Annotated in this window: 19 protein-coding genes and 2 tRNA genes; 13 read left to right on the forward strand and 8 right to left on the reverse strand. The window is 54.6% G+C overall.

What is annotated here, in order from left to right:
- Positions 1–17: 17 nt before the first annotated feature.
- The gene (locus tag SH528x_RS30250; protein ID WP_442507152.1) at positions 18–1,304 is read left to right on the forward strand and encodes a hypothetical protein; all 1,287 of its coding nucleotides are present in this window, start codon (positions 18–20) and stop codon (positions 1,302–1,304) included.
- 52 nt (positions 1,305–1,356) lie between these two features.
- Here the strand turns inward: SH528x_RS30250 and SH528x_RS30255 are convergent, their stop codons facing one another.
- The gene (locus SH528x_RS30255; RefSeq protein WP_442507153.1) at positions 1,357–1,806 is read right to left on the reverse strand and encodes a DUF4339 domain-containing protein; all 450 of its coding nucleotides are present in this window, start codon (positions 1,804–1,806) and stop codon (positions 1,357–1,359) included.
- 227 nt (positions 1,807–2,033) lie between these two features.
- Here SH528x_RS30255 and nrdR point away from each other — a divergent pair, with 227 nt between their 5' ends.
- Positions 2,034–2,504, forward strand: a complete 471-nt coding sequence (nrdR, locus tag SH528x_RS30260; RefSeq protein WP_442507154.1) for a transcriptional regulator NrdR — start codon at positions 2,034–2,036, stop codon at positions 2,502–2,504.
- Between the two features lie 253 nt (positions 2,505–2,757).
- Positions 2,758–3,432, forward strand: a complete 675-nt coding sequence (locus SH528x_RS30265; protein ID WP_442507155.1) for a glycine zipper domain-containing protein — start codon at positions 2,758–2,760, stop codon at positions 3,430–3,432.
- A gap of 215 nt (positions 3,433–3,647) precedes the next feature.
- Here the strand turns inward: SH528x_RS30265 and SH528x_RS30270 are convergent, their stop codons facing one another.
- A complete protein-coding gene (locus SH528x_RS30270; protein WP_442512207.1) occupies positions 3,648–4,622 on the reverse strand; it encodes a dihydrodipicolinate synthase family protein in 975 nt (324 codons plus the stop codon).
- A gap of 25 nt (positions 4,623–4,647) precedes the next feature.
- Positions 4,648–7,131, reverse strand: coding sequence for a sodium-translocating pyrophosphatase (locus tag SH528x_RS30275; RefSeq protein WP_442507156.1), 2,484 nt, complete (start codon positions 7,129–7,131; stop codon positions 4,648–4,650).
- Positions 7,132–7,449: 318 nt separating this feature from the next.
- Here SH528x_RS30275 and SH528x_RS30280 point away from each other — a divergent pair, with 318 nt between their 5' ends.
- From SH528x_RS30280 to proS, 3 genes are all read left to right on the forward strand, one after another.
- Positions 7,450–7,893, forward strand: a complete 444-nt coding sequence (locus tag SH528x_RS30280) for a flagellar hook assembly protein FlgD (RefSeq protein WP_442507157.1) — start codon at positions 7,450–7,452, stop codon at positions 7,891–7,893.
- An 86-nt stretch (positions 7,894–7,979) separates the two neighbouring features.
- The gene (locus SH528x_RS30285) at positions 7,980–10,418 is read left to right on the forward strand and encodes a flagellar hook-basal body complex protein (RefSeq protein ID WP_442507158.1); all 2,439 of its coding nucleotides are present in this window, start codon (positions 7,980–7,982) and stop codon (positions 10,416–10,418) included.
- A gap of 233 nt (positions 10,419–10,651) precedes the next feature.
- Positions 10,652–12,166 carry a proline--tRNA ligase gene (gene proS / locus SH528x_RS30290; RefSeq protein ID WP_442507159.1) on the forward strand — a complete coding sequence of 505 codons (1,515 nt, stop codon included), beginning with the start codon at positions 10,652–10,654 and terminating at the stop codon, positions 12,164–12,166.
- A 23-nt stretch (positions 12,167–12,189) separates the two neighbouring features.
- Here proS and SH528x_RS30295 read toward each other — a convergent pair whose 3' ends face one another.
- Entirely contained in the window at positions 12,190–13,578 is a 1,389-nt protein-coding gene (locus SH528x_RS30295; RefSeq protein ID WP_442507160.1) for a rhomboid family intramembrane serine protease, read from the reverse strand.
- 649 nt (positions 13,579–14,227) lie between these two features.
- On the opposite strand from SH528x_RS30295, the gene SH528x_RS30300 reads away from it, so the two are divergent.
- The 3 genes from SH528x_RS30300 to SH528x_RS30310 all read left to right on the forward strand — a co-directional run bounded on the left by SH528x_RS30300 (position 14,228) and on the right by SH528x_RS30310 (position 16,983).
- Positions 14,228–15,646, forward strand: a complete 1,419-nt coding sequence (locus SH528x_RS30300; RefSeq protein ID WP_442512208.1) for an ammonium transporter — start codon at positions 14,228–14,230, stop codon at positions 15,644–15,646.
- Between the two features lie 396 nt (positions 15,647–16,042).
- A complete protein-coding gene (locus SH528x_RS30305; protein ID WP_339937375.1) occupies positions 16,043–16,381 on the forward strand; it encodes a P-II family nitrogen regulator in 339 nt (112 codons plus the stop codon).
- 68 nt (positions 16,382–16,449) lie between these two features.
- Positions 16,450–16,983, forward strand: a complete 534-nt coding sequence (locus SH528x_RS30310; RefSeq protein WP_442507161.1) for a type 1 glutamine amidotransferase domain-containing protein — start codon at positions 16,450–16,452, stop codon at positions 16,981–16,983.
- Here the strand turns inward: SH528x_RS30310 and SH528x_RS30315 are convergent.
- From SH528x_RS30315 to SH528x_RS30325, 3 genes are all read right to left on the reverse strand, one after another.
- On the reverse strand, positions 16,980–17,363 hold the full coding sequence (locus SH528x_RS30315) for a group I truncated hemoglobin (RefSeq protein ID WP_442507162.1): 384 nt from the start codon (positions 17,361–17,363) through the stop codon (positions 16,980–16,982). The genes SH528x_RS30310 and SH528x_RS30315 overlap by 4 nt on opposite strands.
- Positions 17,364–17,607: 244 nt before the next feature.
- Positions 17,608–17,680 (reverse strand) — tRNA-Lys (locus tag SH528x_RS30320).
- A gap of 122 nt (positions 17,681–17,802) precedes the next feature.
- A tRNA-Ser gene (locus SH528x_RS30325) sits at positions 17,803–17,891 on the reverse strand.
- 288 nt (positions 17,892–18,179) lie between these two features.
- On the opposite strand from SH528x_RS30325, the gene SH528x_RS30330 reads away from it, so the two are divergent.
- A complete protein-coding gene (locus SH528x_RS30330; protein WP_442507163.1) occupies positions 18,180–19,325 on the forward strand; it encodes an FAD:protein FMN transferase in 1,146 nt (381 codons plus the stop codon).
- Between the two features lie 72 nt (positions 19,326–19,397).
- On the opposite strand, the gene SH528x_RS30335 is transcribed toward SH528x_RS30330, so the two are convergent.
- The gene (locus SH528x_RS30335; protein WP_442507164.1) at positions 19,398–20,768 is read right to left on the reverse strand and encodes a PQQ-binding-like beta-propeller repeat protein; all 1,371 of its coding nucleotides are present in this window, start codon (positions 20,766–20,768) and stop codon (positions 19,398–19,400) included.
- A gap of 159 nt (positions 20,769–20,927) precedes the next feature.
- Between SH528x_RS30335 and arfB the strand changes: the two genes are divergently transcribed.
- The 3 genes from arfB (at position 20,928) to SH528x_RS30350 (ending at position 23,767) form a co-directional block, all read left to right on the forward strand.
- Positions 20,928–21,356, forward strand: coding sequence for an alternative ribosome rescue aminoacyl-tRNA hydrolase ArfB (gene arfB, locus SH528x_RS30340; protein WP_442507165.1), 429 nt, complete (start codon positions 20,928–20,930; stop codon positions 21,354–21,356).
- Between the two features lie 198 nt (positions 21,357–21,554).
- On the forward strand, positions 21,555–22,289 hold the full coding sequence (locus SH528x_RS30345) for a UvrB/UvrC motif-containing protein (RefSeq protein ID WP_442507166.1): 735 nt from the start codon (positions 21,555–21,557) through the stop codon (positions 22,287–22,289).
- A gap of 20 nt (positions 22,290–22,309) precedes the next feature.
- Positions 22,310–23,767, forward strand: coding sequence for a sensor histidine kinase (locus tag SH528x_RS30350; RefSeq protein WP_442507167.1), 1,458 nt, complete (start codon positions 22,310–22,312; stop codon positions 23,765–23,767).
- The last annotated feature ends 106 nt before the right edge of the window (positions 23,768–23,873 follow it).

Here is a 23,873-nt window from a genome sequence, read left to right on the forward strand (position 1 = left end):
GTCTACGAGGTTCGATCATGAAGATCCATTCGATACTAAAACACTTCAGTAGCACAGCAGCTCGCAGCTTAGCGGCATGTGGACTGCTCGCCGGCACGCTGACCGCATCCGACGTCTACGCGGACTCGGGACTGCTAACCGCGTTTAATGCTCCTGCGGCTTCCACATCCGGGGCACCCGCGAAATCATTTACCCACGGCAACGAGTCGTTCCGTGTCGTGAATGCTGCGGGTTATCAAGGCCTCGGTGGATCGAGTCAAGTCGCGACGGTGGGTCATCTGCCCGAGCAATCCGCTCAAGGCTCGGTGATTCAAACCGGCTGTAACTCTTGTGGTACAAGCTGTGGTGGATCGTGTGGATCAAGCTATGGCGGAACGGGTTACGGCGGCTACGGTGGCTACTCGGCAATGAACCTCAATGGCGAGTACGGCAGTTGCGGTGTCGCTTGCAAACCGTATTGGTACATCCGTGGTGAAGCCGTTTATATGGAGCTAAATTCGGCTGATCGTTCGACCTTCAGCCGCAACTTTGCCCTGGATGAATTCGATTTCGAGTTCGCCCCACGGATTACTGTCGGCTCGGTTCCTGATTGTGTTCACGGTTGGGAAGCCACCTTCGTTGGACCGCTGGAATGGGACATGGGCACCAGCTTGACCAACGGTGCAGGCGGGATCAACACCCTGCTCGTTCCGGGTGCCCCGATCGTTGCAGGCGATCTGAGCACATTCAACAATTCAGTATTCCAATCACAAGATTACCACGCCGAATACTTCAGTATGGAAGCCAGCAAGATCCTGGTCGGCTGGGAAGTTGCTAAGATTCTCGTCGGAGCTCGCTATATCGACTACGACGAGTTGTACAACTACAACAGCCGGGATGCCGGTGGCAACCGAGGTCTGCTGCGTAGCGACGTCGAGAACTCGCTGTTCGGCTTCCAGGTCGGCATGGACCTACTGTATCCCGTGTCATGTCACGGTTCGATCGACTTCCGTGGTCGTGCTGGTGGTTACTTGAACTTTGCCGAATCCGACACACGACTGTTCAACGCGGGAAGCACCGTTGTTGCCGCTATCGACGAAGACACAGAGCTTGCAGGTGTCTTCGAAGTCGGAGCGGGTTACAGTTACGCTCTTGGCGAAATGCTGACGCTACGAGCCGGATTCGAAGCTTGGTACATCTCCGGATTGGCTACCGCAACCGATCAGATCAGCCCCGTGGTAAATTCCAACCTAGGTCGCAGCATTCGAATGGATGACGACATCTTCATCACTGGTTTGACCGCGAGTGCTCAGTTCAAATTCTAAGACTGACACATACCGTTCGCTTTGCAGAACGACGCTGACCGAAAAACGAGTGCTACGCTTCCCCGTCTTTGGGGCGGCGTAGCATTTTGCGTTTCAGCCAACTCTGAACCGAACGGCCTGGTTGATCGGGTCGTGGCGAACCATTGGAGATCGAGTTTTCGGTAATGCGGGTTTTGGCCTTCCGTACTTCGCGTCCACAGTTGGAACACATCACTGGCGGTTCACTGACGGGACGATCACATTGCGGACAAAAGTATTCGATCGTTGGACGCATTGCCGCTTCGAACAAGCCGCCGACCTCTGCCGCGTGGAACCAAGCCGAATCCCCTTTGCGGATCAACGTATCCGGTTTGACCTCGCCACAACGAACCTTTTTCAATAGATCACCGGGACGCAACGGCCCAAGATCCTCGGGCGCATTTAGCTGTTGGATATACCACTCGGCCACGCCTTTGTTCCTCTTACCACGACAAGAATTCACTGCTCCGAGTTCCGTCGACATTGTGTCAGTCATGTCTGCTGACACGCAGACACTCGGAACGCGCTGATGGGTTGTTTCCACCACACTCACGATTGTATCGATTCGGAATGAGCTGAGCGACAGCCCCCTCATTAGAATCACAATCCGAGTACGCTCGTTTTACCCCAATTCTAAGCCCTTGCGGCATCAGCCACTGGTTTCCGATACTATAGAACACACAGACCTACAATTTTAAAGCCGATTGACGCATGCGTTGTCCCTATTGCCACGTCGATAACGACCGTGTTCTTGACACCCGAGCCGCCGAGGGTGGTTACATCGTGCGCCGAAAACGGGTTTGTTCGTCCTGTCAACGACGTTTTTCGACCTTGGAAAAGCTTGAACAACTGAACGTTAGAGTGGTCAAAAGCGATCAGACCCGAGAACCACTTGATCGTGAAAAGATTCGCCGGGGCATCGAACGAGCCTGTTCCAAACGCCCCATTCAAAGCTCGAAAATTGAGCAAGTGGTGCAAACGATCGAGGCGGACATTTATGAGTCGTTCGACTCGGAAGTCACGGCGACTCAGATTGGCGACATCGTGCTGAAACATTTGGCATCGCTTGACCAAGTTGCCTTTATCCGCTTTGCAAGCGTTTATCGCGAATTCGACGGAGCCAATGATTTCATTCGTGCCATCTCGAATATCGCCACCCCTGATCCCAATTTGCCACGTTAATTGCGTGCGTTAACGAGATCGCACGTTGCTATCCTCGAGCGGTTTTTGCTAGTGCCGGTTGAGTGCAAAAAAAGTGGCATTGATCTCAAACCGCTCTAGAAATTATTAGATACTTTCAAATTCCGCTGAAAGTCGGTTCGATAATAGAGGCGTTGGATCGCCGTTCGAAATCGACGCAAACAACTAACCCCAGTATGCGGGCCGGTTTAGATCTCCCGCTCTGAAAACCGGTCACAATAAAAGGATGCCAATTATGAATCCAAGATCAAGCTTTCGCTGGTTGATCATCAGCTCGATCGCCATTTGTCTGCCCAGCGTTGGGTATGGCCAAGCGGGAACTCAGCGTGGCGCCACCTTCGGCGGACTTGCCGGAGCGGTCGCTGGCGGATTGATTGGAGACCACAACGGCAAAGCAGGCGCGGGCGCGGCAATTGGGGGTGTCGTCGGTGCTGTCACCGGCGGATTACTGGGCAACGCTGCGGATAAAGAACGACAATACCAGCAGCAGCAACAATATTACCAAACGCAGCAGCAGTACTATCAAGCTCAACAAACCAACGCTGCCGCAACCCAAGCCGCCGTGTCGATCGCGGACGTGGTTTCAATGAGCCGCAGCGGATTGAGCGACAACGTGATCGCAAGCCAAATCAGCCAACGCGGCGTGCAGCAAAAACTGCAAGTGGCCGACATCATCGCCTTGCACCAACAAGGTGTCAGCGAGGCGGTCATCTCCGCGATGCAACATGCCCCGACTGGCATCCAGCAATCCGCTCGCGTTGCCGCACCAGCGGTGGTCCGCCAACAGGTCATCGTTCAGGAACCGATTGTGGTTCCGACGTATCGACCTCGTTACTACTATCACGACTACCACCACCACGATTATCACCATCACCCACGCCATCATGGCGGAATCCATATTGGATTCTAATCACGGGTTAGTGCTCGCAGCGCGAGTTTTCTGCCACCGCCCTTCTGTTAGCCGCTTGGGCGCTAGCCCCGGTTGGATGCTGACGAAACCGTGGCTAGCGCCAAAACGGCTAACCAAATCAGCCCCCTCACCCAACGAAGTTGGTGGAGAGGTGGCAGAAAACCAACGCAACTAAATATCACAACAAGCCCAAAGTTTTAGCTGTTTCAAGACCGCTACAGTTGCCGGATCACACGCTGGACAATTTGCTCAATCGTATCCGATGGCAACACCGCTCGTGATCCAGGCTCGGTGACGCTGGAAACCAACGCGTCAATCTCTCGCTGTGCTTTGGTAATGGATTCGCGTTGTTGTTGGGAAATCGGCACACGTCCGGGGCCCAAATCCCAACCTCGCGATCTTGCCCCGGCTCGAAAGCCTTCGGGGAACTCGCCAAGACCGAGCATGGCATCAAACAAGGCAAGCAGCTGATACTGCAACCGCATGGCTTCTTCGATATTCCCCGCCTTTACGGTGCGGTGAATCGCGCGAGTCAACTCAGGCACCACACCGCTCGACGCGTTGGTGCCTCCATCGGCTCCGGCGATCAACATCGGCACAAGTGCAGCGTCCCAACCGGTCAAGAAAGTAAAATCGTCTCGCATCGGGCGAATCGCGGCGATCATTCTCATCATGTTGGGCAAGTCCCCCGAACTGTCTTTGATTCCGATCACTCGAGGGCACTCACTTGCCAAACGGATGATGGTCGGCAATTCGATCGGCGAGGCAAACATCGGGATGTTATAGAGCGTCACATCGACGGAGACGGTGTCCGCGATTTCTTTAAAGTAGGCATACACGCCCTGCTCGCTGAGACGGTAATAGAAGGGGGCGACAATCGCCACCGCGCGAACTCCCATTTCGCCATAGGCGTCACAGGCCGCGATCGTTTCCTTGACATTCGCCTCGGCCGCCCCCGCTAAAATCGGCACGCGACCGGCGGTGTGATCGACAACCACACGGATGATCCGCCGACGTTCTTCGGGAGTAAAACGGACAAACTCGCCGGTGCTGCCGTTGGGGTACAGACCGTCCACGCCGCGTTCGATCAGCCAATCGATGTAACCACACAAACGGTCTTCATCAACCCGCCCATATTGGTCAACGGGAGTAATGTGCGGGGTAAAAATTCCTGAGATACGATTTGCCATGGTCCAACGCATTTTCGACGGTTGCTTAGAAAATTCCCATCGCGACAAGCGAGTAACGAACAACTAAGCCTGCAACGACAACGCTGACCATACTCATCAACTTGATCAGAATATTCAAGCTGGGACCACTAGTATCCTTAAAAGGATCTCCCACGGTGTCCCCTACAACCGCTGCTTTATGAGCATCACTCCCTTTTCCACCGTGATTATTCGCCTCTATATACTTTTTCGCGTTGTCCCACGATCCACCGCTGTTGGCCATGAAAACCGCCAAACAGAAGCCGCTGGTCAAACATCCGACCAGTAATCCCAGAACGCCGCCGACACCGAGAACCAAACCGACCACGATCGGCATTAGCAAGCCAAGCAAACTTGGCAAAATCATTTCTCGCTGAGCCGCCTTGGTACTGATGTTGACCGGGGTTTCGTAATCCGGCTTGACCGATCCATCCAAAATGCCCGGGTTGGCTTCGAATTGACGGCGAACCTCGATCACCATGCCTTGGGCAGCGCGGCCGACTGATTTCATCGTCATCGCACAAAACATGAACGTACTCATGGCCCCTAAGAAAACGCCGACCAAGACACGAGGATTCATCAGCGTTGCGTCATAGAAGATCAGGAAATCTTTTAGGTTGGCGTTTCGCACCGACACGATCGAAGCACCAATCGAATCGACTTGACCGAAATGCTTCTCACCTGGCAATACCACAGCAGAGGGTTCGAGTTTGCTAACGGTTGCTGCTCGCCACGCACGCACCTCTTCGCTCTTATCAATCGATGGATTCAAGACAAGGTAGACTTCGGATTCATCACCCGTTTTGTTAACCAGCAAATCAGGTGTAATGCGATAAACCCCATCGTCCACGACATCATCGTGGTGAACATACTCGTCGCCCCAGCGGACCATGCCGTCGCGAACCCCTTCGACATACGCCGCCAACAACGCAAGCGCCGTCAAAGCAGCCGAGCCGATCGCAAAACCTTTTCCGGTCGCAGCTGTGGTATTACCGAGACTATCGAGTGCATCGGTGCGTTCTCGCACGATGTCTTCTAAACCCGACATCTCGGCGTTACCCCCTGCATTGTCAGCGATCGGGCCATATGCATCGGTCGCCAACGTGATCCCCAGCGTGCTTAACATCCCCACCGCCGCGATACCGACTCCGTAAAGTCCCAACGAAAAAAGATGCAGATCGTTGAACGAGCCACCGTTGGCAAACCCAAATGACAATAACATTGCGGCGCAAACGATCACGACGGGAACCCAGGTGCTGAGCATGCCATCGGCAATTCCACAAATGATGATCGTCGCGGGGCCTGTCTCTGCCTGTTTCGCCAGTTTTCGTGTCGCGGAGTATTCGTCGCTGGTAACGCGTTCGGTCCACTGACCGATGCCCCATCCTGCGACCAGACCGACAATAATACTGACGGCAATACCGGGAATGATCCCGAAGATCATCGTCCCGGGCACCGGCGGCATTAACCAAACGGAAAGCACCACCGCGGCAATCATGACCAGCAGCGAAGATCGATTGATTCCTTTGCCAAGCGCTTTCAGAAGTGCTTTCTGAGTCGGCTCTTCACCTGTTTTGACCGCATAGATGCCAACAATCGAAAGCAGGATTCCCACGCCCGCGATCGCGAGCGGCAACAGCATCGCTTGCAGTTGAGCGTCGCCGACATCGTAACCTTCGGGCAATCCCCGACTCGATTGGAATGCAGCCACCCCCAAAGCCGACGCGGCTAAAATCGATCCGCAGTAGGACTCGTACAGGTCGGCCCCCATGCCCGCAACATCGCCAACATTGTCACCAACGTTATCGGCGATCGTCGCTGGATTACGTGGCGAGTCTTCTTTCAAACTTTGTTCGACCTTGCCAACCAAGTCCGCACCGACATCAGCTGCCTTGGTAAAAATGCCGCCGCCCACACGCGCGAAGAGGGCCTGAGCACTCGCCCCCATTCCAAAAGAAAGCATTGCGACCGAAATCTGCTGCAGACTCATCGCGTAAGCTTCGTTGATCATTGGTAGCAACCAATACAAAAACGCAAACCAGAAGCAGATGTAAATCAGCCCCATGCCGACAACGATCAATCCCATCACCGCTCCACTGCGGAAGGCAATTTGCAATCCATCATTGAGCGACCGCTGGGCACCCGCTGCCGTTCGGCTACTAGCGTAGGTCGCCGTTTTCATCCCAAACCAACCGCACAAGCCGCTGAAAAATCCGCCCATTAAGAAGGCAATCGGGACAAACACATTCTGCACTCGCAACACAAACGCAGCGACAGCGAGCAATAGGGCCACAAATACAAAAACGATCGCAACCCATTTGTATTGCTGCTTTAGATAGGCATTGGCGCCTTGGCGAACACTTTCAGCGATCTCTTTCATCAAGTCGCTGCCTTCGTCCGCTTCCATCATTTCCTGATAAAAACGGTAGGCCCAAACCAGTGCCAGGATTGAAGATCCCAATGCGATCAACCAGACAATTAGCGCCAACATTATTCCGTTCCTTTGCTCTCGAAAATTGATCAGGCTGAAAAATCCGCCAGGAACGCTAATACTCGCGTCTTGCGGTGATTTCCTCTGAGGCTATTCGATGACCTACCGCAACGCAACGGTAGCAACAGCGTCCGTGCAGGCCAAATGGGGAAGAATATATTCCTGTACCATCCGTTCCGGTCAAATCGAGCGATCCGCAGGCACCTCGATCGAGCCAAATATTGCTCTCGCCGTCCTGGCATCGCAAATCGTACAAGTATTGTGCCGACCGGGACTCACCCGAGTCGTTGATTCCGTCCATCCAATTGGGTTTCGACCATGTCGCAAATCGGCCAATCCGGCACCGCAAGTTTCACCTCTCAACAATCTGCGGGACAAACGGGCAATAACGACAGCTTTTCGTCGGTCGATACCGACAGCTTCATGAAGCTGCTGATTAGCGAATTGCAGAACCAAGACCCGCTGAATCCGACCGACAACGCGGAAATGATCCAGCAGATCAGTCAGATTCGAGAGATCGGAGCGACCGATCAATTGACGCAAACGCTATCAAATCTCTCCAACAGCCAAGAGCTCGTTACCGCTAGCGGACTGATCGGACGCTCAGTCCAAGGGCTCGCTGACGATGCCACCCCCGTGGATGGGGTGGTCGATCGCATCACTGTGGAAACAAGTGACGATAACAATTCACGTTCTGTCAAAGTTCACGTGGGTGAAAAGACGATGGAGATTAAGAACATACGAGAAATTCAGACTGGGTAGAATTTGACGATTAGGTGAGCGAGCTCTTTTGCCGCTCTCAAAATCGACTTTTTCCTATCCGGCGACGCGGATAGGAACATAAGTCGATGGGATTAACCTCAGCACTGACCACCGCCCTCACGGGACTTTCAGCTTCCGAAACACAGATCGATGTGATCGGAAACAACCTGGCGAACTCGCAAACCGTCGGTTTCAAGTCATCCGAGGCGGTATTTGCGACTCAGTTCCTGCAGACCTTGTCGCTCGGTGGTGGCCCCACGACAGATAACGGGGGCACCAACCCTCGCCAAATCGGACTTGGGGTTCAAGTCGCGGAAATCGCGGCGAACCATAACCAAGGGACGATCGAAATCAGCAGCAGCCCGTCGGACCTCGCGATCCAAGGCGACGGATTCTTTATTGTCGAGGGAGCTTCCAGTGAACAGCTCTACACTCGAAACGGCATCTTCAAGCTGAACAGCAATGCGGAACTGGTGAATTCAACCGGTCAGCGATTGCTTGGCTACGGCGTCGACGAACAATTTCGATTGCAGGAATCCGAACTTGTGCCGATGACGGTCCCGCTAGGTACCGAAAGCGTTGCTAAAGCGACTGAAAATGTTTCGTTCGAGGGAACTTTGACTCCCGAAGGCGAACTCGCGACCCAAGGTCAAATTATCCAGAGTCTGCAACTTGGCGACTCCAAAGTGCCTCGCGCCGACGCCAGCAGCGTCATCATTGAAAGTGCTCCGCTTTCGGATCAAACCAACATCACGGTCGACAAAAGTGGCGTAGGGACTCTAGCCGCCGGAGTCTACCAGTACCGAGTCGCGTTGGTCGACAGCCAAGGCAACGAGGCCGCTCCGAGTGGTGCGATTAATGTCACCGTCGGCTCGGGAGGCCGGGTGGACCTAGGCAGTCTTCCCGCAGACCCCAACGGGGGCGATTACCCCACGGTCAACGTTTATCGCACCGGCCCCAATGGGCAGGACTTTTTCCGCCTTGGTTCGGCCGCCGCCGGAGCCACCTTTAGCGATACCGGCGCAACCCCGCTGTCCTCCAATGCGTTGGATACTGACACGTTGACCGGCAACTATACCTACATGATCACGTATGGTCGTGCTGGCGAACCGGAAACGCGTCCCAGTGTGATGATCGGTCCTCAAAATATTGTGGCTGGCCGAATTTCACTTTCGGATTTCCCCACGCCACCGACGCCATCGATCACTGACGGATTTCCGAACTACAACGAAATCAAGATCTACCGCAACCTGTCTAATGACCAAAACAACTTCTATTTGGTCGACACGGTTTCGCCGGGTGAAACCTACACCGATGGAAAATCGGACGCCGAAATTTCCGATTTGAGCGTCTCCGGAAACAAGACGCTCGACCTGGACGGCCCCCAAATCAATGCCGGTACGCTGTTGACGGATGTGCTCAAACGTGATGGAGTCACATACGAAAAAGCGTTCCAACTAGGAACACTCAGCTATAGCGGCCGCAAAGGGGAACGGGCCTTGGGCACCCAAGAGTTCGAAGTCACCACCACCACCACGCTTCAAGATTTCATCGACTTTATCGAAGAATCCTCAGGGATCCAAACAGTCCAAGTCGATGCACAAAATCCGATCCCGCAATCGGAAAACCACTTGCCAGGACAAACCGGAACGATATCCGCCGGCGGATATATCCAAGACGGCAAGATTCAATTCGTCAGCAACAACGGCGAATCCAATGCGTTGGACATCGATCTCGCGGCGTTTCGTATCGTCGGTCTTGATGGCAACGTCACCACGCCTAACTTGGCCTTTGGAACGGTCCAAGAAGCCACCGGGCAGAGTGCGGTCAGCGACTTTGTCGTTTATGACTCGCTCGGGGTTCCGATCAACGTTCGCATGTCGACCACGTTGGAAAGTCGCACGAACGAGCAAACCATTTATCGTTGGTTCGCCGACAGCAGTGGTAATCAATCCAATAGCGGCCCCGATATCGCCGTCGGCACGGGATTGATCAAGTTTGACGGGAACGGCAACTTCATCAACGCCACCAATGATAAAATCGCGATTAGCCGTGAGGGGACACCGAGCGTTTCACCGCTGCAAATCAAAGTCGACTTTGGCCGCGTCTCGGGTCTAGCGACTGCAAATTCCACACTCGCAGCCACTCAACAAGACGGTAGCGGCCCTGGCGTTTTGAACAGTTTCGCGATCGGGGAAGACGGCACGATCCGGGGTGTATTCAGCAACGGCATCTCGCGTGACCTCGGCAAAATTCAACTCGCTCGCTTTGCCAACCCAGCCGGTTTGGAGGCTCGCGGGCTGAACCTGTATGCTCAAGGGGTCAACACCGGTCTTCCCGTTCAAGGGGGTCCCGGACAAAACGGGATCGGCAGCGTCATCGGCGGTGCATTGGAACTCAGCAATACTGATATCGGCAAAGACTTGATCGCCTTGGTGCTGGCGAGTACCCAATACCGAGGTAACAGCCGGGTGATCACGACCAGTCAGCAATTGCTTGACGAGCTGCTGAATCTGCGTCGATAACGTGCCGCAGGCATCGCCGACGTCGTCGACATGCTCGCATCGATTGATTGCCGTGCAATTCCAGCATGGGGATGCGAACATCGGGGTCTAGCCAAATCCGCTAAAGCCCCCACAATCTGCGTTTTCGCAGGTGACCGTCCGTTTCCGCCTGCCCGCCTCGTTTTGACTGCCCGCATGGACTTGCCTGCTCGTTGTTCCAGGCGTCTCCATTCCCTCAACTTCCTCGTGATCCCATGGCCAAAGCACCTCAGACCGCCATCCAACCGACTCGCGCCGACGACTATCCCGAGTGGTACCAACAGGTGATCCGCGCCGCTGATTTGGCCGAGAATTCGCCTGTCCGCGGATGCATGGTGATCAAGCCATGGGGCTATCGATTGTGGGAAAACATGCAGCGGGCACTGGACGACATGTTCAAGGCCACCGGGCATCAAAATGCCTACTTCCCACTGTTGATCCCGATGAGTTTCCTGGAAAAGGAAGCAGAGCATGTCGAGGGATTTGCCAAGGAATGTGCCGTCGTTACGCATCATCGCCTTGAACCCGATCCGGCTGGTGGTTTGCGTCCGGCCGGCAAACTCGAAGAACCATTGATCATTCGCCCCACCAGCGAAACGATCATCGGCGCCACGTATGCCAAGTGGGTCCAGAGTTACCGTGACCTGCCGATCTTGATCAACCAATGGGCCAACGTGTTGCGTTGGGAGATGCGGACGCGGATGTTCTTGCGGACCGCCGAATTTTTATGGCAAGAAGGACATACCGTTCACGCAACGTCCGAAGAAGCGATCGAAGAAACCCAGCGGATGATCGACGTGTATGCCGACTTTGCCGAAAACTGGATGGCGATGCCGGTCATCATCGGCAGCAAGACACCTGCGGAACGCTTCCCCGGCGCCGTTGATACGCTGACGATCGAAGCCATGATGCAAGATCGCAAGGCGCTGCAAGCAGGCACAAGTCACTTCCTGGGCCAAAACTTCTCGAAGGCACAAGAGATCGTATTTCAATCGGAAGCGGGCGAGCGAGAGTTTGCCTGGACCACCAGCTGGGGTGTCTCGACTCGTCTTATCGGTGCGTTGATCATGACTCACAGCGACGATGACGGGTTCGTGCTGCCACCACGATTGGCTCCGGCACAAGTGGTCATTTTGCCCATCTATCGCGATGCGGATCAGCGAGCCGACGTGATGCAGTACGTCGAAACGTTGAAAAAGGACTTGATGGCCCAATCGTATGCAGGAATGCCCATTCGCGTCGAAGTCGATGATCGAGACGTTCGTGGTGGCGAAAAGAAATGGCACCATGTCAAACGCGGAGTGCCACTTCGCGTCGAAGTCGGCCCTAAAGACATCGAAAAAGATTCGGTCTTCTTGGGACGACGTGATCAAGCCAAGAGCGTTGGGTTACCTCGTGCAGAGTTCATCGCAACCATTGCAACGATTCTGGGCGACATGCAGCAAAACCTGTTCGACCGTGCGCTCAAGTTGCGAGAAGAAAACACGGTCACGATCGACAACGAAGCTGATTTCCGAGCGTTCTTTACGCCTAAAAACGAAGAACAACCCGAGATCCATGCCGGCTTTGCAAGTTGCTATTTCTCGGACGAAGAATCGATTGATGAACTGCTCAAAGAGCTGAAGGTCACGATTCGCTGCGTGCCCCGCGATCAAGACACAGGCAGCGGCGTGTGCTTTGCGACCGGCCGTCCGGCCACGCAAAAAGCGATCTTTGCCAAAGCATATTAAGATCGCTGACATTTTGTTGATGCTTATTGCGATGCGTTCTGCGCCGCAAGAATCAGCTGTTGGCGTTTGGCCAACAGTTCGGGTTTCTGATCTTCCGCTGCGGAGATCATCGACAATGTTTCGAGTGCTAGTTTCGGTTTCTGCAGGACCGAGATTTGGATCTGCGCGATACGAATCCGTGCTTCGTCCGCCAGCACGCCTTGCCGATCGCTGATCAAATGCAGGGGGCGGACCGCTTCGAGCCACTTTTTCTGTTTGCCCAACAACGCGACATAGCGAAACAAGGTGCGTTCGGACAAACCGCTCGTCAGTTGCAACTGATCAAGCCTCGAGAACGATTGTTCACACATCGCCAGGTTGCCTGTCTCGACCGCTTGCCGCATCGAGAACGACAAACGATTGAATTCGGGGTGGTCGTTAGCCTGGGGCTCAACCTTTTCCGTCTCGGCAGCCACTCCTTTCTCGCCCTTCAATCGCTGGCGTAGCATGGCGGTGGTGCTCGCTAATTTTGTCGAGATCGATTCCGTCGGTGCGGATGGCGGATCAGTGCTGCGAACTTGCGTGGCAGTCGTTGCTACCGAAGGTCGCGGGGATGACGCTACCACAGCGGTTGCCGTCGGTTTTGTGCCAACAAGGGCCAATGCCGCTGCGACCGGATCATGATGCGTTGCCACCTTTTGCGTAACGCGTCGACGCTGCTTGTCGGACATAAAAAAAGTGTAGTCATGCAGAAATGAGTTTCGCGAAACGATGTCCCATCCCTCGCAATCGACCCAATCTTGACGCAACATCAAAAAACCAATCGCGAGCCCCATCAGAGCTCCGAACAGATGCAACATTTCCGCCGTCAACGAAAACGGTCGGAACATGATTAAGACGAGTTGTAAAAAGACAAACGTGACACAGATCACAACGATCCGAATCTCGACGCTTCCCGCAAGCCGGAAAATCCAATAGAAGCAGTCGAGTTCATTTTCCGGTGCCCATAGCGCCGCGATCACCATCAATCCAAAAATGATGCTGGTGGTTCCCGCGACGCCATTGCCAGCCCCCTGGAAAAACAACGGCACCTGGATCATCGCGCTGCCCACGACCCCCAACAACAAATAGAGCGCCGCGAACTTAAACCCACCGATTTTGCCTTCGATCACCAACCCGAATGCAAACAAAAAGAACATATTGACCAGCAGATGCTCGAAACCTGCGTGGATAAAGACATTTGTGATCCACTGTAGCGGATTGATTTGGTTGAACTGCAGCATCAACCATTCAATCGAGTCGGGCTCGAGATTCCCGATCAGGACTTGGAAAGAAGTGGCAAAGTACGCCGCGATGTTAGCAACCACGATCACGCCCGTCGCAATCGGCAGGTGATAGATCGGAGCATCAGTGCTGTAGGGGACAAACAGCATTCGCAAACTCTCACAAGTCGTTAGATCAAAGCCCACGGATCAAAGTCCACGGCGGCGAATACCGCCGCTGCCCCAACCCCATCGATGTCGGCAGGAACGTGGCCCGAGGCCATCTTAACACGCTGCTGCAGGGGTGGCACGCAACGCGTTCCCGGGCCAGAAGACTCGAAACTCGCTGCCAATCTCGCTACGACCGAGCCGAAGTCTCCGTCAATTCCGGTATCCGAAACGGGCGGGGTATTTGTGCACAAAATACAGGCACCTCTAGTTCGACATGCCCATCTCGTTAGCTCGCACGATCTTCACAACTGCCCAACCCGATCAAAACGAAAAATAAAAAATAAACTTAAGTCGTTTAACTACATCAACTTGCGACACGAACCAAACGCCTCCTAAAGCGTTTGGCCCACCCAATGCTAAGACTCTCAGGCAACAAGAAGGCACTCCCACTTTCTCAGCGTTTGAGTTTTCAGCATTGAAAAGCGTAAGTGAGGTGCCGTGTTTTCTTGTCGTGGTTGGCCCGCGGGTGATTGGCACAAACGGGCGTCATCGCATCACCGATTTAACGATTCAAGGTTCACAGAAAGAAGGCGGATTTATGTTTTACGGCTTACGGACGCCGATGCTGTCGGCATTGGTACTATTTGGCATGTTGTTGGGGAGCGGCATCGCGCTCGCGCCGGTCGCTTCGGCTCAGGATGAGTCTGCGGCGGTTATGGAAATTGCGGAAGCGGTCGTCGCGGGCGACGCCGCTGCCCCCAGCGAAGAAGCAGTGGTAGAAGAAGCCGACTTGGGTGTTGGCTACGCACTGGACAACTTTATTTTGTTCATCTGTGCGGTCTTGGTTTTGTTCATGCAAGCGGGCTTCGCAATGGTCGAAGCAGGGCTGAACTCGGCCAAGAACACCGTCAACATTCTCTACAAGAATTTGATGGACTTGGCGGTCGGAGCACTGCTATTCTTCGCCTTCGGCTTCTCGATCATGTATGCGGGAAGTTATGTTTCGGAACCGAACGCGTTCATCAACATGCCCCATTACGGCATCTATGACGCGGCAGCGGACCGAACCTTCAGCCCTCAAGTGGACTGGTTCTTCCAAGCGGTGTTCGCCGCCACGGCAGCCACGATTGTTTCGGGTGCGGTTGCGGGACGGATGAAGTTCGTCGCCTACTTGGCATACAGTGCAATTTTGACTGGCTTGATCTATCCGATCAGCGGTTTCTGGAAATGGGGCGGTGGCTGGTTGATGCAGTTCGGGGAACTGACAGCCGACGGATACAGCATGGGCTTCCAAGACTTCGCGGGTTCCGCAGTCGTCCACATGGTAGGTGGTTTTGCTGGCCTTGCCGGTGCGATTGTGCTTGGCCCAAGACTCGGACGTTTTACGTCCGACGGAAAGTCAGTACCACTTCCTGGTCACAACATTACTTTTGCCGCACTTGGCGTGTTCATCTTGTGGGTCGGTTGGTATGGGTTTAACCCCGGCAGCCAACTTGCTTTCCAAGGTACGGGTGACATTGACGCGACCGTATTGATCGCTGTGAACACCACGCTTGCTGCTGCAGGCGGTGTCGTCGTGGCAACCCTGATTAGCTGGGCCTTGTTTGGTCACCCTGATTTGACCATGAGCCTGAACGGTGCTCTGGGTGGACTTGTTGGCATCACTGCTTGCTGTGATTGCTTCACCAACGGATGGTCGATCGTCGTCGGTGCTGTCGCCGGTGGACTTGTCGTGTTCGGTGTGATGCTGTTGGACAAACTGAAGATTGATGACCCTGTCGGTGCATGGCCCGTTCACGGACTGTGTGGCATGTGGGGATGCTTGGCGATTGGCCTGCTTCCCAACACGCACCTCGCGGGTGGTAGCACATCGTTGATGATTCAATCGGTCGGCGTCGTCGCCTTCGCCGCTTGGGCATTCATCACCATGTTCGGACTGTTCTTGGTGCTCAAGGCCGTCGGAATGTTGCGAGTATCACCTGAAGAAGAAAAAGCTGGACTGGATGTTTCCGAGCATGGCATGCACGCCTACCCATCGGACTCGTACGGTGCAGGCGTCACAGCGTAACGCTGAGGAAAAGAAAGGCTGAGGAAAAAGCCTTCGATAGAAGCTACCTACCGCAGCTCCGCCGTTGCACGAGATGGATTCTCTCACTGCAACGGCGGGGCAGCCCGGTAAGGCGGAAAAACCAAGTTGATTTTTTTGGCTCCTCACGGAGTCAGAATGAGCCCCAACGGCCCGCGGCGAGTGTCCGCCTCACTCGTCCGGGTCGGGGTTTCGCTCACAAGTCTCGCGATTCAAGTCGCGAGGCTTTTTTTATGCACTTTTGCAATCAGGGACGCCCTACGCCCTCGCTGGCTGTCACCGTACAATGCCGTTATCGTGTCTGTTTACCCATGATTCCGAGTCTCTACTCTAGACCGGCAATCATTCGCCTTCCTTCGTACCCGATCGTGCTTAGCCGTGAAGCTGATTATCGCCATTATCCAGCCGAGTCGGCTCGAAGCCGTTAAAGAAGCCCTGACCAAAGTCGAGGTGTTTCGCTTGACCGTGATGGATTGCCAAGGATTTGGACGTCAAAAAGGTCAAACCGGCGTGTACCGCGGTCACGAATTCAGCGTGAATCTGCTGCGAAAAGTTCAGCTGCAAATTGCCGTCAACGAAGAATTCGTTAAACCCACCGTCGACGCGATTCTCGAAGGTGGCCATACCGGCGAAATTGGCGACGGCAAGATTTTTGTCCTGCCGATGGACGACTGCGTCCGCATCCGCACCGGCGAACGCGGCAGCGAAGCGATCTAAGATCCGCGTCGATTTTCCACAGCCGCTCGCTGCTTCCCCAACCGCATCACCGTCAAAGAGATCTCTTCATGGCAAATAACGACTTCCCGCTGTCTGGCAAACGCATCCTGATTCTGGTCGGCGAAATTTACGAAGACCTCGAACTGTGGTACCCCAAGCTGCGGCTCGAAGAAGCAGGTGCCACAACGACGATTGCGGGCCCCGCAGCAAACCAACACTACAACGGCAAACACGGTTATCCCTGCACCAGCGATACTGCGATCGCGGACATGACCGCCAACGATTTTGATGCATTGATTGTGCCCGGTGGATTCATGCCCGACAAATTGCGTCGCGATCCGGTGCTACTGCAACTCGTACGCGATTTTGACACGGCTAAGAAGCCGATCGCCGCGATCTGCCACGGCGGTTGGATTACAATTTCCGCAGGCGTCTATCGTGGCGTCCGGGTGACAGGATCACCAGGGATCAAAGACGATCTTGTAAACGCCGGAGCCACCTACGAGGACAAAGCCGTCGTGGTCGACGGGCACCACATCAGTAGCCGTCGCCCCGATGATCTTCCCGAATTCTGTCGCGCGATCATCCAAATGATGCACTAGCCATCAACGTTCGAGTCACCGGTGATTTTGTCTTTGTAAGTCGCCAGCTGACCGAGCGCTTGATCCACATCGGCTTCGTTCGCCCCGTGAGCTCGCGCCGCCTCCGCAAAGTGGGTGCAGAACAAGGCAAAGTGCGAAGCACGGATCCCGCGATTGTGATGAATCGCAGTCAACTCAGCTCCGGTATAGTTCACCGGGCCTTGAAAGGCCGACGCCAAGAATTCGTATTGCATCTTTCGCACCCGATCGGTCTGCACATTCTTAAAGAACGGTGCGAGCTGAGGATCCTTCAAAATACGTTCATACATCTCTTGAACGATCGCGGAGAGCGCGTCGGCTCCCCCCATTCGATCAAACAATTCGGGCGAATCATGATTCATCGAAGCGAAGCCTTGCGTGTAGCGGTCTAGAGAACGGCTGTAGCATACTTCTTATAGCCAAAGCCGCCAAGACTTTCGCCGAACCACTTTGTCGCTGGTTCGATCGCTTGGCTAGTACTACATCCCCGTCGTCTCGCACTCGATCTAACAGTGCAAACTTACTAACGGCGCAAACGATCGGCGCAAAAGAAAACCCGCTGTCCTGATTGGGGACAGCGGGTTTCTTTCTTCTCGCGAAGAGCAGTGAGGGCGCTGGGACTCGAACCCAGGACCAACGGATTAAAAGTCCGTTGCTCTACCGACTGAGCTACGCCCTCTGATTTTCTTGCGTTGGAAAAACCAACTCAATCGAAAATCACCTGACTTTGGAAGTACCGAATAAAAAACCCAAGAGCAACCAAGTTTTTCTTGGTTTAACGCTTTTGGGTCTTCATCTAAGCGGAGCGGACAGGATTCGAACCTGCGGACCCAGTTTCCCGGATCACCGATTTAGCAAACCGGCGCTTTCGACCACTCAGCCACCGCTCCATATTCGCTTTGCTTCGTTAAACTTCAGTCAAGCAAGCCAGATTGTGCTGAATCAGCTCCGAAAACGCAACCCACAGTAGGCCGATGTTGGCAAGGCTTTTTTTCGGTCGCTGCAAAAACGTTAGGAACCGCATATTCTCCGTATTTACCTGCAATCGACGTGCTTGACGCCGCTAACGACGTACCAATAGACATCAGCATCGGCTCGATGTTCACGACAAGCTGAAAAAAAATTCCAGACTTTTCGTATTCAATCCGCCTCCGCTCCCCTCAACACCGACCCTCTGGATGACTTCGCCCCCCTCTTCCTCGAACGAATTTCCCAGCGAGCCCAGCAATTCGCGCGACACGGACGAACCGATTCGGTCCGCCGCGTCGGGCGCCTATTCGATTTGCCAAATCACTCGCAAGGCAATGGCTACCGAATTTGTGATTCTCTTGCCTAGCCAGGATGCCTCCGCTCCCTCACCCGATCCTTCCGTCGACTCATGTTCCGTCGACTCGGACCAGGAACGTGAGCACGACGATCGTCCTGGTAAAGCGGTCGAAGCAGCAGTCGAAGCCGCCGATCTGCTCGAAGGAATCGAAGCGGATCTAACTATCTATCGCCCGACGAGCGAAATTTCCAGAATCAATCTGCTGGCGAGCGAATCAGCCGTCTCTATTTCCAAGCCGACCTTTGACCTGCTGCAACGCGCCGTGTACTGGGGCGAGCAAACCGGCGGTGCGTTCGACATCACCGCCGCCCCGCTGGTCGAAGCTTGGGGTTTCACCAAACGGAGCGGCAAAAAACCGACGGCGGCGGAAATTGAAAACGCACGTCGTGTTGTTGGTTATCAACATTTGAATCTAAACCCGTCCAACCAAACCGTTGGCTTTGCGATCCCAGGCATGGCGATCAATTTAGGGGGCATCGGCAAAGGGGACGCGTTGGACCGACTAGCAAACCACTTGCGAAACCGAGGCGTCAATGACTTTTTGATCCACGGCGGCAACAGCAGCGTGATCGCCAGCGGCGACCAAACGCCGGGCAGCGGGCAGGGGTGGGCCGTTGGGCTCGCCCATCCCACCAAATCAAATAGGCGACTCGCCGGCATCTGGCTTCGCAACCAAGCACTCGCGACCAGCGGATCAGGCAAACAATTCTTTCATCATCAGGGACGTCGTTACGGTCATGTGATCGACCCTCGAACCGGATACCCCGCCGGCGATCTGTTGTCATTGACGCTGTTGATGGACAACGCGACCGATGCCGATGCCTTGGCGACAGGATGGTTTGTCTCGGGTTCCGATGTCGTTCGCGATCAGTTCCAACAAACCAACCTTGCCGCCGCAATGTTGGTCCACCGAGGCGATCGACAAGACTCGGCGAAAATCGAAACGCTGGGCGAATTCCACTGGATCGATCCGCCAGCAGAGAGCGATCTCGTCTGAAAAAGGTGACGTCGCTTGAAAACGGTGAGACGAGCGTAAAGATCGCGAAGCGATCAACGACAATCCGAGCGATCAACGAATCTCGAAACAAACGACGCGGTCATCTCCTCGCACCAACATCCGATTGCCAACCACTATCGGAGCCGACCAACATGGGTAGCGAATCGGCGGCACATCGGCATCGCCTTCATCGAGTCGCCACTCGTTCACCAGTTCGAACTTCTCAGAGTTTGCCTTAACGACTTGCAGTGTGCCACGCTCCTCTAACACGAGCATCACATCGCCAACGCGAGTTGCCGAGGAACGTGTGCGACGTGGGTCGCTCCACTTGACTTCACCCGTGTCCCACTGAATACAGCGGAAATCGCTATCGGGAGCGTTCCGGCCACTGCATCCATACAAAAACCCGTCGATCAAAACGGGCGTGGCCCAGTGCGACCGCATCGATTGACTGCGACGATCAAACGGCGGGTCCTTCCACACCGCTTCTGCTTTTTGTGCCGTCACGTTTAGTAGCACACTGCCGATCTGGTAACACTCACTTAAAAAGACTTGGTTGGCATCGACCACAGGGGTCATCGCTATCGCACTTTCGAGAATGTCGGCGCGATGAGGATATTTCCAAAGCACTTTGCCAAGCTTCGGATCGACGCACAACAAGTTTTCGCGAGCGTAGGCAAGCACAAGCGTTTGCCCTTCGATTTGAATCGTTCGTGGACTGCTGTAGCTGGCCAGATCATCACCGCACTTCCACCGTTCCTTGCCAGTCGCTTTATCAAACGCTACCAAGGCCGAACCATTCGGCGACACACGATCGAGTCGTCCCGGCGCAATTGCGGCGTCTTCGGCGGGGCTACCACCCACCATCACGATCACCAAATCATCAAACAGCAAAGGTGACGAACCGACTCCGAAAAAGTTTTGCACGACGCCGTATTTTTTATTGGTGTCGACGGACCAACGGACTTGATGCGTGCTGCGGTCTCGACAGACAAGTTCTCCTGAGACGCCGAAAGTGAACACCGACTGCGAATCGAGTGTCGGGGTAGTACGGGGACCACTTTCGTAACCATACATATCGCGGTAAACGAGGGGCCGAGCATCTTGCCATTTCACCTTGCCCGTGGCGAGGTCGATGCATCGCAACCGCTCTACCGGACCAGTTGCCGATAACTCCGCATCGAACTGAAAATATTCGTCACCCCATACCGAACCGAGTCCATAGCCCTCACCGACCTCGAGCGACCACAGAAAGCTTGGTTTGCTTGACCAATCGAAGGTTTGCTCGGTTGCAGCGTTTCCGTCAAAATCCTCGCCCAACAAACGAGGCCAACGGAGCACCGATTTTTGAGTGGTCGGATCTTCGCAAGCGGCGGGCAGCGATGTGGCAATGATCGCAAAGCCCAGCGAAACCCCCAACGCAATTCCAACTTGACAACGCACAACAAACCCCATTCAAACGTCTCCGGTTGGTATTTTCATGAATCAATTTCAAAGAATCGTCCCCACCTTACGCGAGGTTTCTTTGGATTACCAACATAGGCAAAAAACTTTACCGATGTCGACTCGGCTGCAACTCGGCCTACAATCTACCGCAGAACCATGAACGATCTATTTGTAAACACACGACTGACGATTCCCGCGGGGGATCTAATTTTTACGGCGGCGCGAAGCAGCGGTCCCGGTGGCCAGAATGTCAACAAGGTCAACTCGAAAGTGACGTTGCGGTGGTCGATGGCCGATTGTCGAGGTTTTGATCCGGGGTGGCGACGCCGCTTCGCCAGCCGCTATCAAAATCGGATCACCCGTGATGGCGAATTGTTGGTGCATAGCGAGCGGTATCGCGACCAGGCTCGCAACCTCGCCGATGCACGCACCAAATTGGCCGAGATGCTACTGGAATGCCAAGCCCCGCCAACGCCCCGCAAGGCAACCAAACCCACCCGCGGAAGCCAGCGGCGAAGGCTCGATAAAAAGCGGCAAAACTCGCAGAAAAAGCTTGGTCGGCAGGGCCCACGCGGAGACGACTAATCCTGGCCACGAGCGACGTGGGGGCCGTTACTCGCTGCGGAGCGATCGAGAAATCCCCTCGTACCAACGGCCCCAAACTCACCCAACGGCATACGAGGTAAAATGTCAACAATGCTTCACCAAGCTTGGCGGGCTGTTATACTCGGGGTTCGGCGCTGAAACAGCCGGTTTTCATCCTAAATTGAATAGAACGGATTGATGAAGCGAGCGATGCATTTTGACGACCTACTTTCCAACTGGGAATTTGATCCTGGGAATTTAAATGTCCGCTTGATCAAAGGTAAAGACGGACGCGATGTCATCCAAATGCGTGTGGACATGGGGATGCTGCAGCTCGAAACGACCGGCCGTCCCGACGGAGCGGTCTACGATGAAAGCGAAACCTATCTCGACCATCTGCAACATCTCCGGCTCGAAGATCAAGATCATAAGTTAAGCGAGAGCGAGTGTAACGAAGTCGATCGCGAATTCATGCAGTTCTACCACCGACGCATTTGTTGGTTGCGACTGCAATATTATCATCGGGCGGTGATGGACGCGGATCATACATTGCGTTTGATGGACATCAGCAGCGAGATGAGTCCCGAAGAGGACTGGGGGGCTGCGCACGAGCAATACCGTCCTTTCGTTTTGTTCCACCGCACGCAAGCACACGCGCTCGGAGAACTCGAAGACCACACGGCCGAAGAAGCGATCCAAGCGATCAATCAAGGGCTCGATGTGATTCACCAATTTTTCATCAAACACGAAGCCGAAGAACACTTCGAAGAAGACGAACTCGTTGTGCGTTTGATTGACATGCGTGAATCATTGCGCAATGAATACTCGGTCGGCAAAACTCTCAAAGAGCAATTGGCTGCAGCGGTCGAACAAGAACAATACGAATTGGCCGCCAAGCTCCGTGATGAGCTAACACGTCGCGAAGCGAACTAGGGAAAAGGATCGCCCTTACCGTGCCTCCGTCTCGCGACCCCATGCCGATTCCGTTGATCGCTCCGGCCCGCCGCGGATCGTTTACGTGGTTGCTGCACTTGCGTTGGATGGCGGTTGCGGGGCAGTTGATCACGATCTTGGCCGCCGTTTTCCTGGCCGATGTCAAATTGCCGTTCGCGCCCCTGCTGTTTCTGGTGGCGATCACCGCTATCACGAATTTGCTGTGTGTGTCTTGGCTGTATTACACTCAGGCCGGACGATCGACTTCGGGTGTCGCTATCAATGCTTCGATCTCGGCTAAACATCCAACTGGCGACCAATTTGCCGAAGAGGACGACCCGACACTATTGCAGTCGATTGCACTCGCACTGATTCTGCTTGATTTGGTCACATTGACGCTGATGCTGTACTTTAGCGGTGGAGCCGACAATCCGTTTAGCTTCTTTTACTTTGTCAATCTTGCGGTTGGTGGCGTGATGATCCGGCCACGGCCAGCATGGTCGATGACTGCGTTTGCGATCGTCGGCTATATGATCTTGCTTCGATACAATGTACCGGTCGAAGGAATCTCAATTCGACAACCCGCCAACGATTTCAATTTGCACACTGGCGGTTTGCTATTTGCCTTTTCCACCTGCGCTACCGTGGTGACTTATTACGTCACGCGTACCGCGGGTGAGCTGCAAAATCGCGAGCGTGAACTGCGGCGGGCTCAAGCAGCACAGGCGGCGAGCCATCGGCTCGAAGGCCTCACCACATTGGCCGCCGGCGCCGCCCACGAACTAGCGACGCCATTGTCCACCATCGACGTGATCGTCCGCGAGTTGTCACGGCATCTCGAAGGTTGCGAAAAACCCCAATCGGTCGATACCGATCTGCAATTGATCGATGGCCAACTCGAAATGTGCAAGCAAATTTTGGCTCGCATGCGATCGGCCGCGGGCGATGCGATGGCTCATCGCTGGGATCAAACCACGGTCGGTGATCTGATTGACGCGACCCTCGAAGGAATTCGAGATCCTCATCGCGTCGACGTGGATGACGGAAGCGACCTTGTTGAAAACCAAGAATTGTGGGTGCCTCGCGAGGCCGTCGCTCAGGCGATCCGCAATCTGATTCACAACGGACTGGACGCAAGTGGCTGCGATGGCCGAGTGCGCGTCGAAGCCACGCTCGAGGATCAGCACCTGCGACTGCTCGTGCACGATAGCGGTTACGGGATGACCGACGATGTGCTCGAGCGAGCCGGAGATCCCTTTTTCACCACTAAAGAACCGGGACGTGGGATAGGACTTGGGTTGTTCTTGACCCGCAACGTGATCTCCCAACTCGGTGGCGAATTAAAGTTCGAATCCAGTCCGGGACAAGGCACGCGTGCTATCGTCCGCTTGCCCCTGCAGCAAGACGACGTTGGGCGACCCTCCCAAACAACCAACGACCCCAATTTGGCTGCAACTCACAACGGACTCGAAAGCTAGGCACAGGGGTCGAAAGTCCATCGGGCTCAACCGCTTTTGTTCTCCCACGGTTCGTGATCTACAAAGTTTGTGCTAGGATGGAGCCCGACGCGGATCCACCGTAAAA

This window comes from Novipirellula methanifontis, assembly GCF_052161655.1.
Lineage (GTDB): Bacteria > Planctomycetota > Planctomycetia > Pirellulales > Pirellulaceae > Novipirellula.

Bases quoted from the DNA above. Each gene is read 5' to 3' on its own strand.
- SH528x_RS30255 (WP_442507153.1), bottom strand. From the start codon at position 1,806: ATGTCGACGGAACTCGGAGCAGTGAATTCTTGTCGTGGTAAGAGGAAC.
- arfB (WP_442507165.1), top strand. From the start codon at position 20,928: ATGAACGATCTATTTGTAAACACACGACTGACGATTCCCGCGGGGGAT.
- nrdR (WP_442507154.1), top strand. From the start codon at position 2,034: ATGCGTTGTCCCTATTGCCACGTCGATAACGACCGTGTTCTTGACACC.
- SH528x_RS30300 (WP_442512208.1), top strand. From the start codon at position 14,228: ATGTTGTTGGGGAGCGGCATCGCGCTCGCGCCGGTCGCTTCGGCTCAG.
- SH528x_RS30275 (WP_442507156.1), bottom strand. From the start codon at position 7,131: ATGTTGGCGCTAATTGTCTGGTTGATCGCATTGGGATCTTCAATCCTG.
- SH528x_RS30315 (WP_442507162.1), bottom strand. From the start codon at position 17,363: ATGAATCATGATTCGCCCGAATTGTTTGATCGAATGGGGGGAGCCGAC.
- SH528x_RS30295 (WP_442507160.1), bottom strand. From the start codon at position 13,578: ATGCTGTTTGTCCCCTACAGCACTGATGCTCCGATCTATCACCTGCCG.
- SH528x_RS30265 (WP_442507155.1), top strand. From the start codon at position 2,758: ATGAATCCAAGATCAAGCTTTCGCTGGTTGATCATCAGCTCGATCGCC.
- SH528x_RS30330 (WP_442507163.1), top strand. From the start codon at position 18,180: ATGACTTCGCCCCCCTCTTCCTCGAACGAATTTCCCAGCGAGCCCAGC.
- SH528x_RS30250 (WP_442507152.1), top strand. From the start codon at position 18: ATGAAGATCCATTCGATACTAAAACACTTCAGTAGCACAGCAGCTCGC.
- SH528x_RS30285 (WP_442507158.1), top strand. From the start codon at position 7,980: ATGGGATTAACCTCAGCACTGACCACCGCCCTCACGGGACTTTCAGCT.
- SH528x_RS30310 (WP_442507161.1), top strand. From the start codon at position 16,450: ATGGCAAATAACGACTTCCCGCTGTCTGGCAAACGCATCCTGATTCTG.
- proS (WP_442507159.1), top strand. From the start codon at position 10,652: ATGGCCAAAGCACCTCAGACCGCCATCCAACCGACTCGCGCCGACGAC.
- SH528x_RS30280 (WP_442507157.1), top strand. From the start codon at position 7,450: ATGTCGCAAATCGGCCAATCCGGCACCGCAAGTTTCACCTCTCAACAA.
- SH528x_RS30345 (WP_442507166.1), top strand. From the start codon at position 21,555: ATGAAGCGAGCGATGCATTTTGACGACCTACTTTCCAACTGGGAATTT.
- SH528x_RS30270 (WP_442512207.1), bottom strand. From the start codon at position 4,622: ATGGCAAATCGTATCTCAGGAATTTTTACCCCGCACATTACTCCCGTT.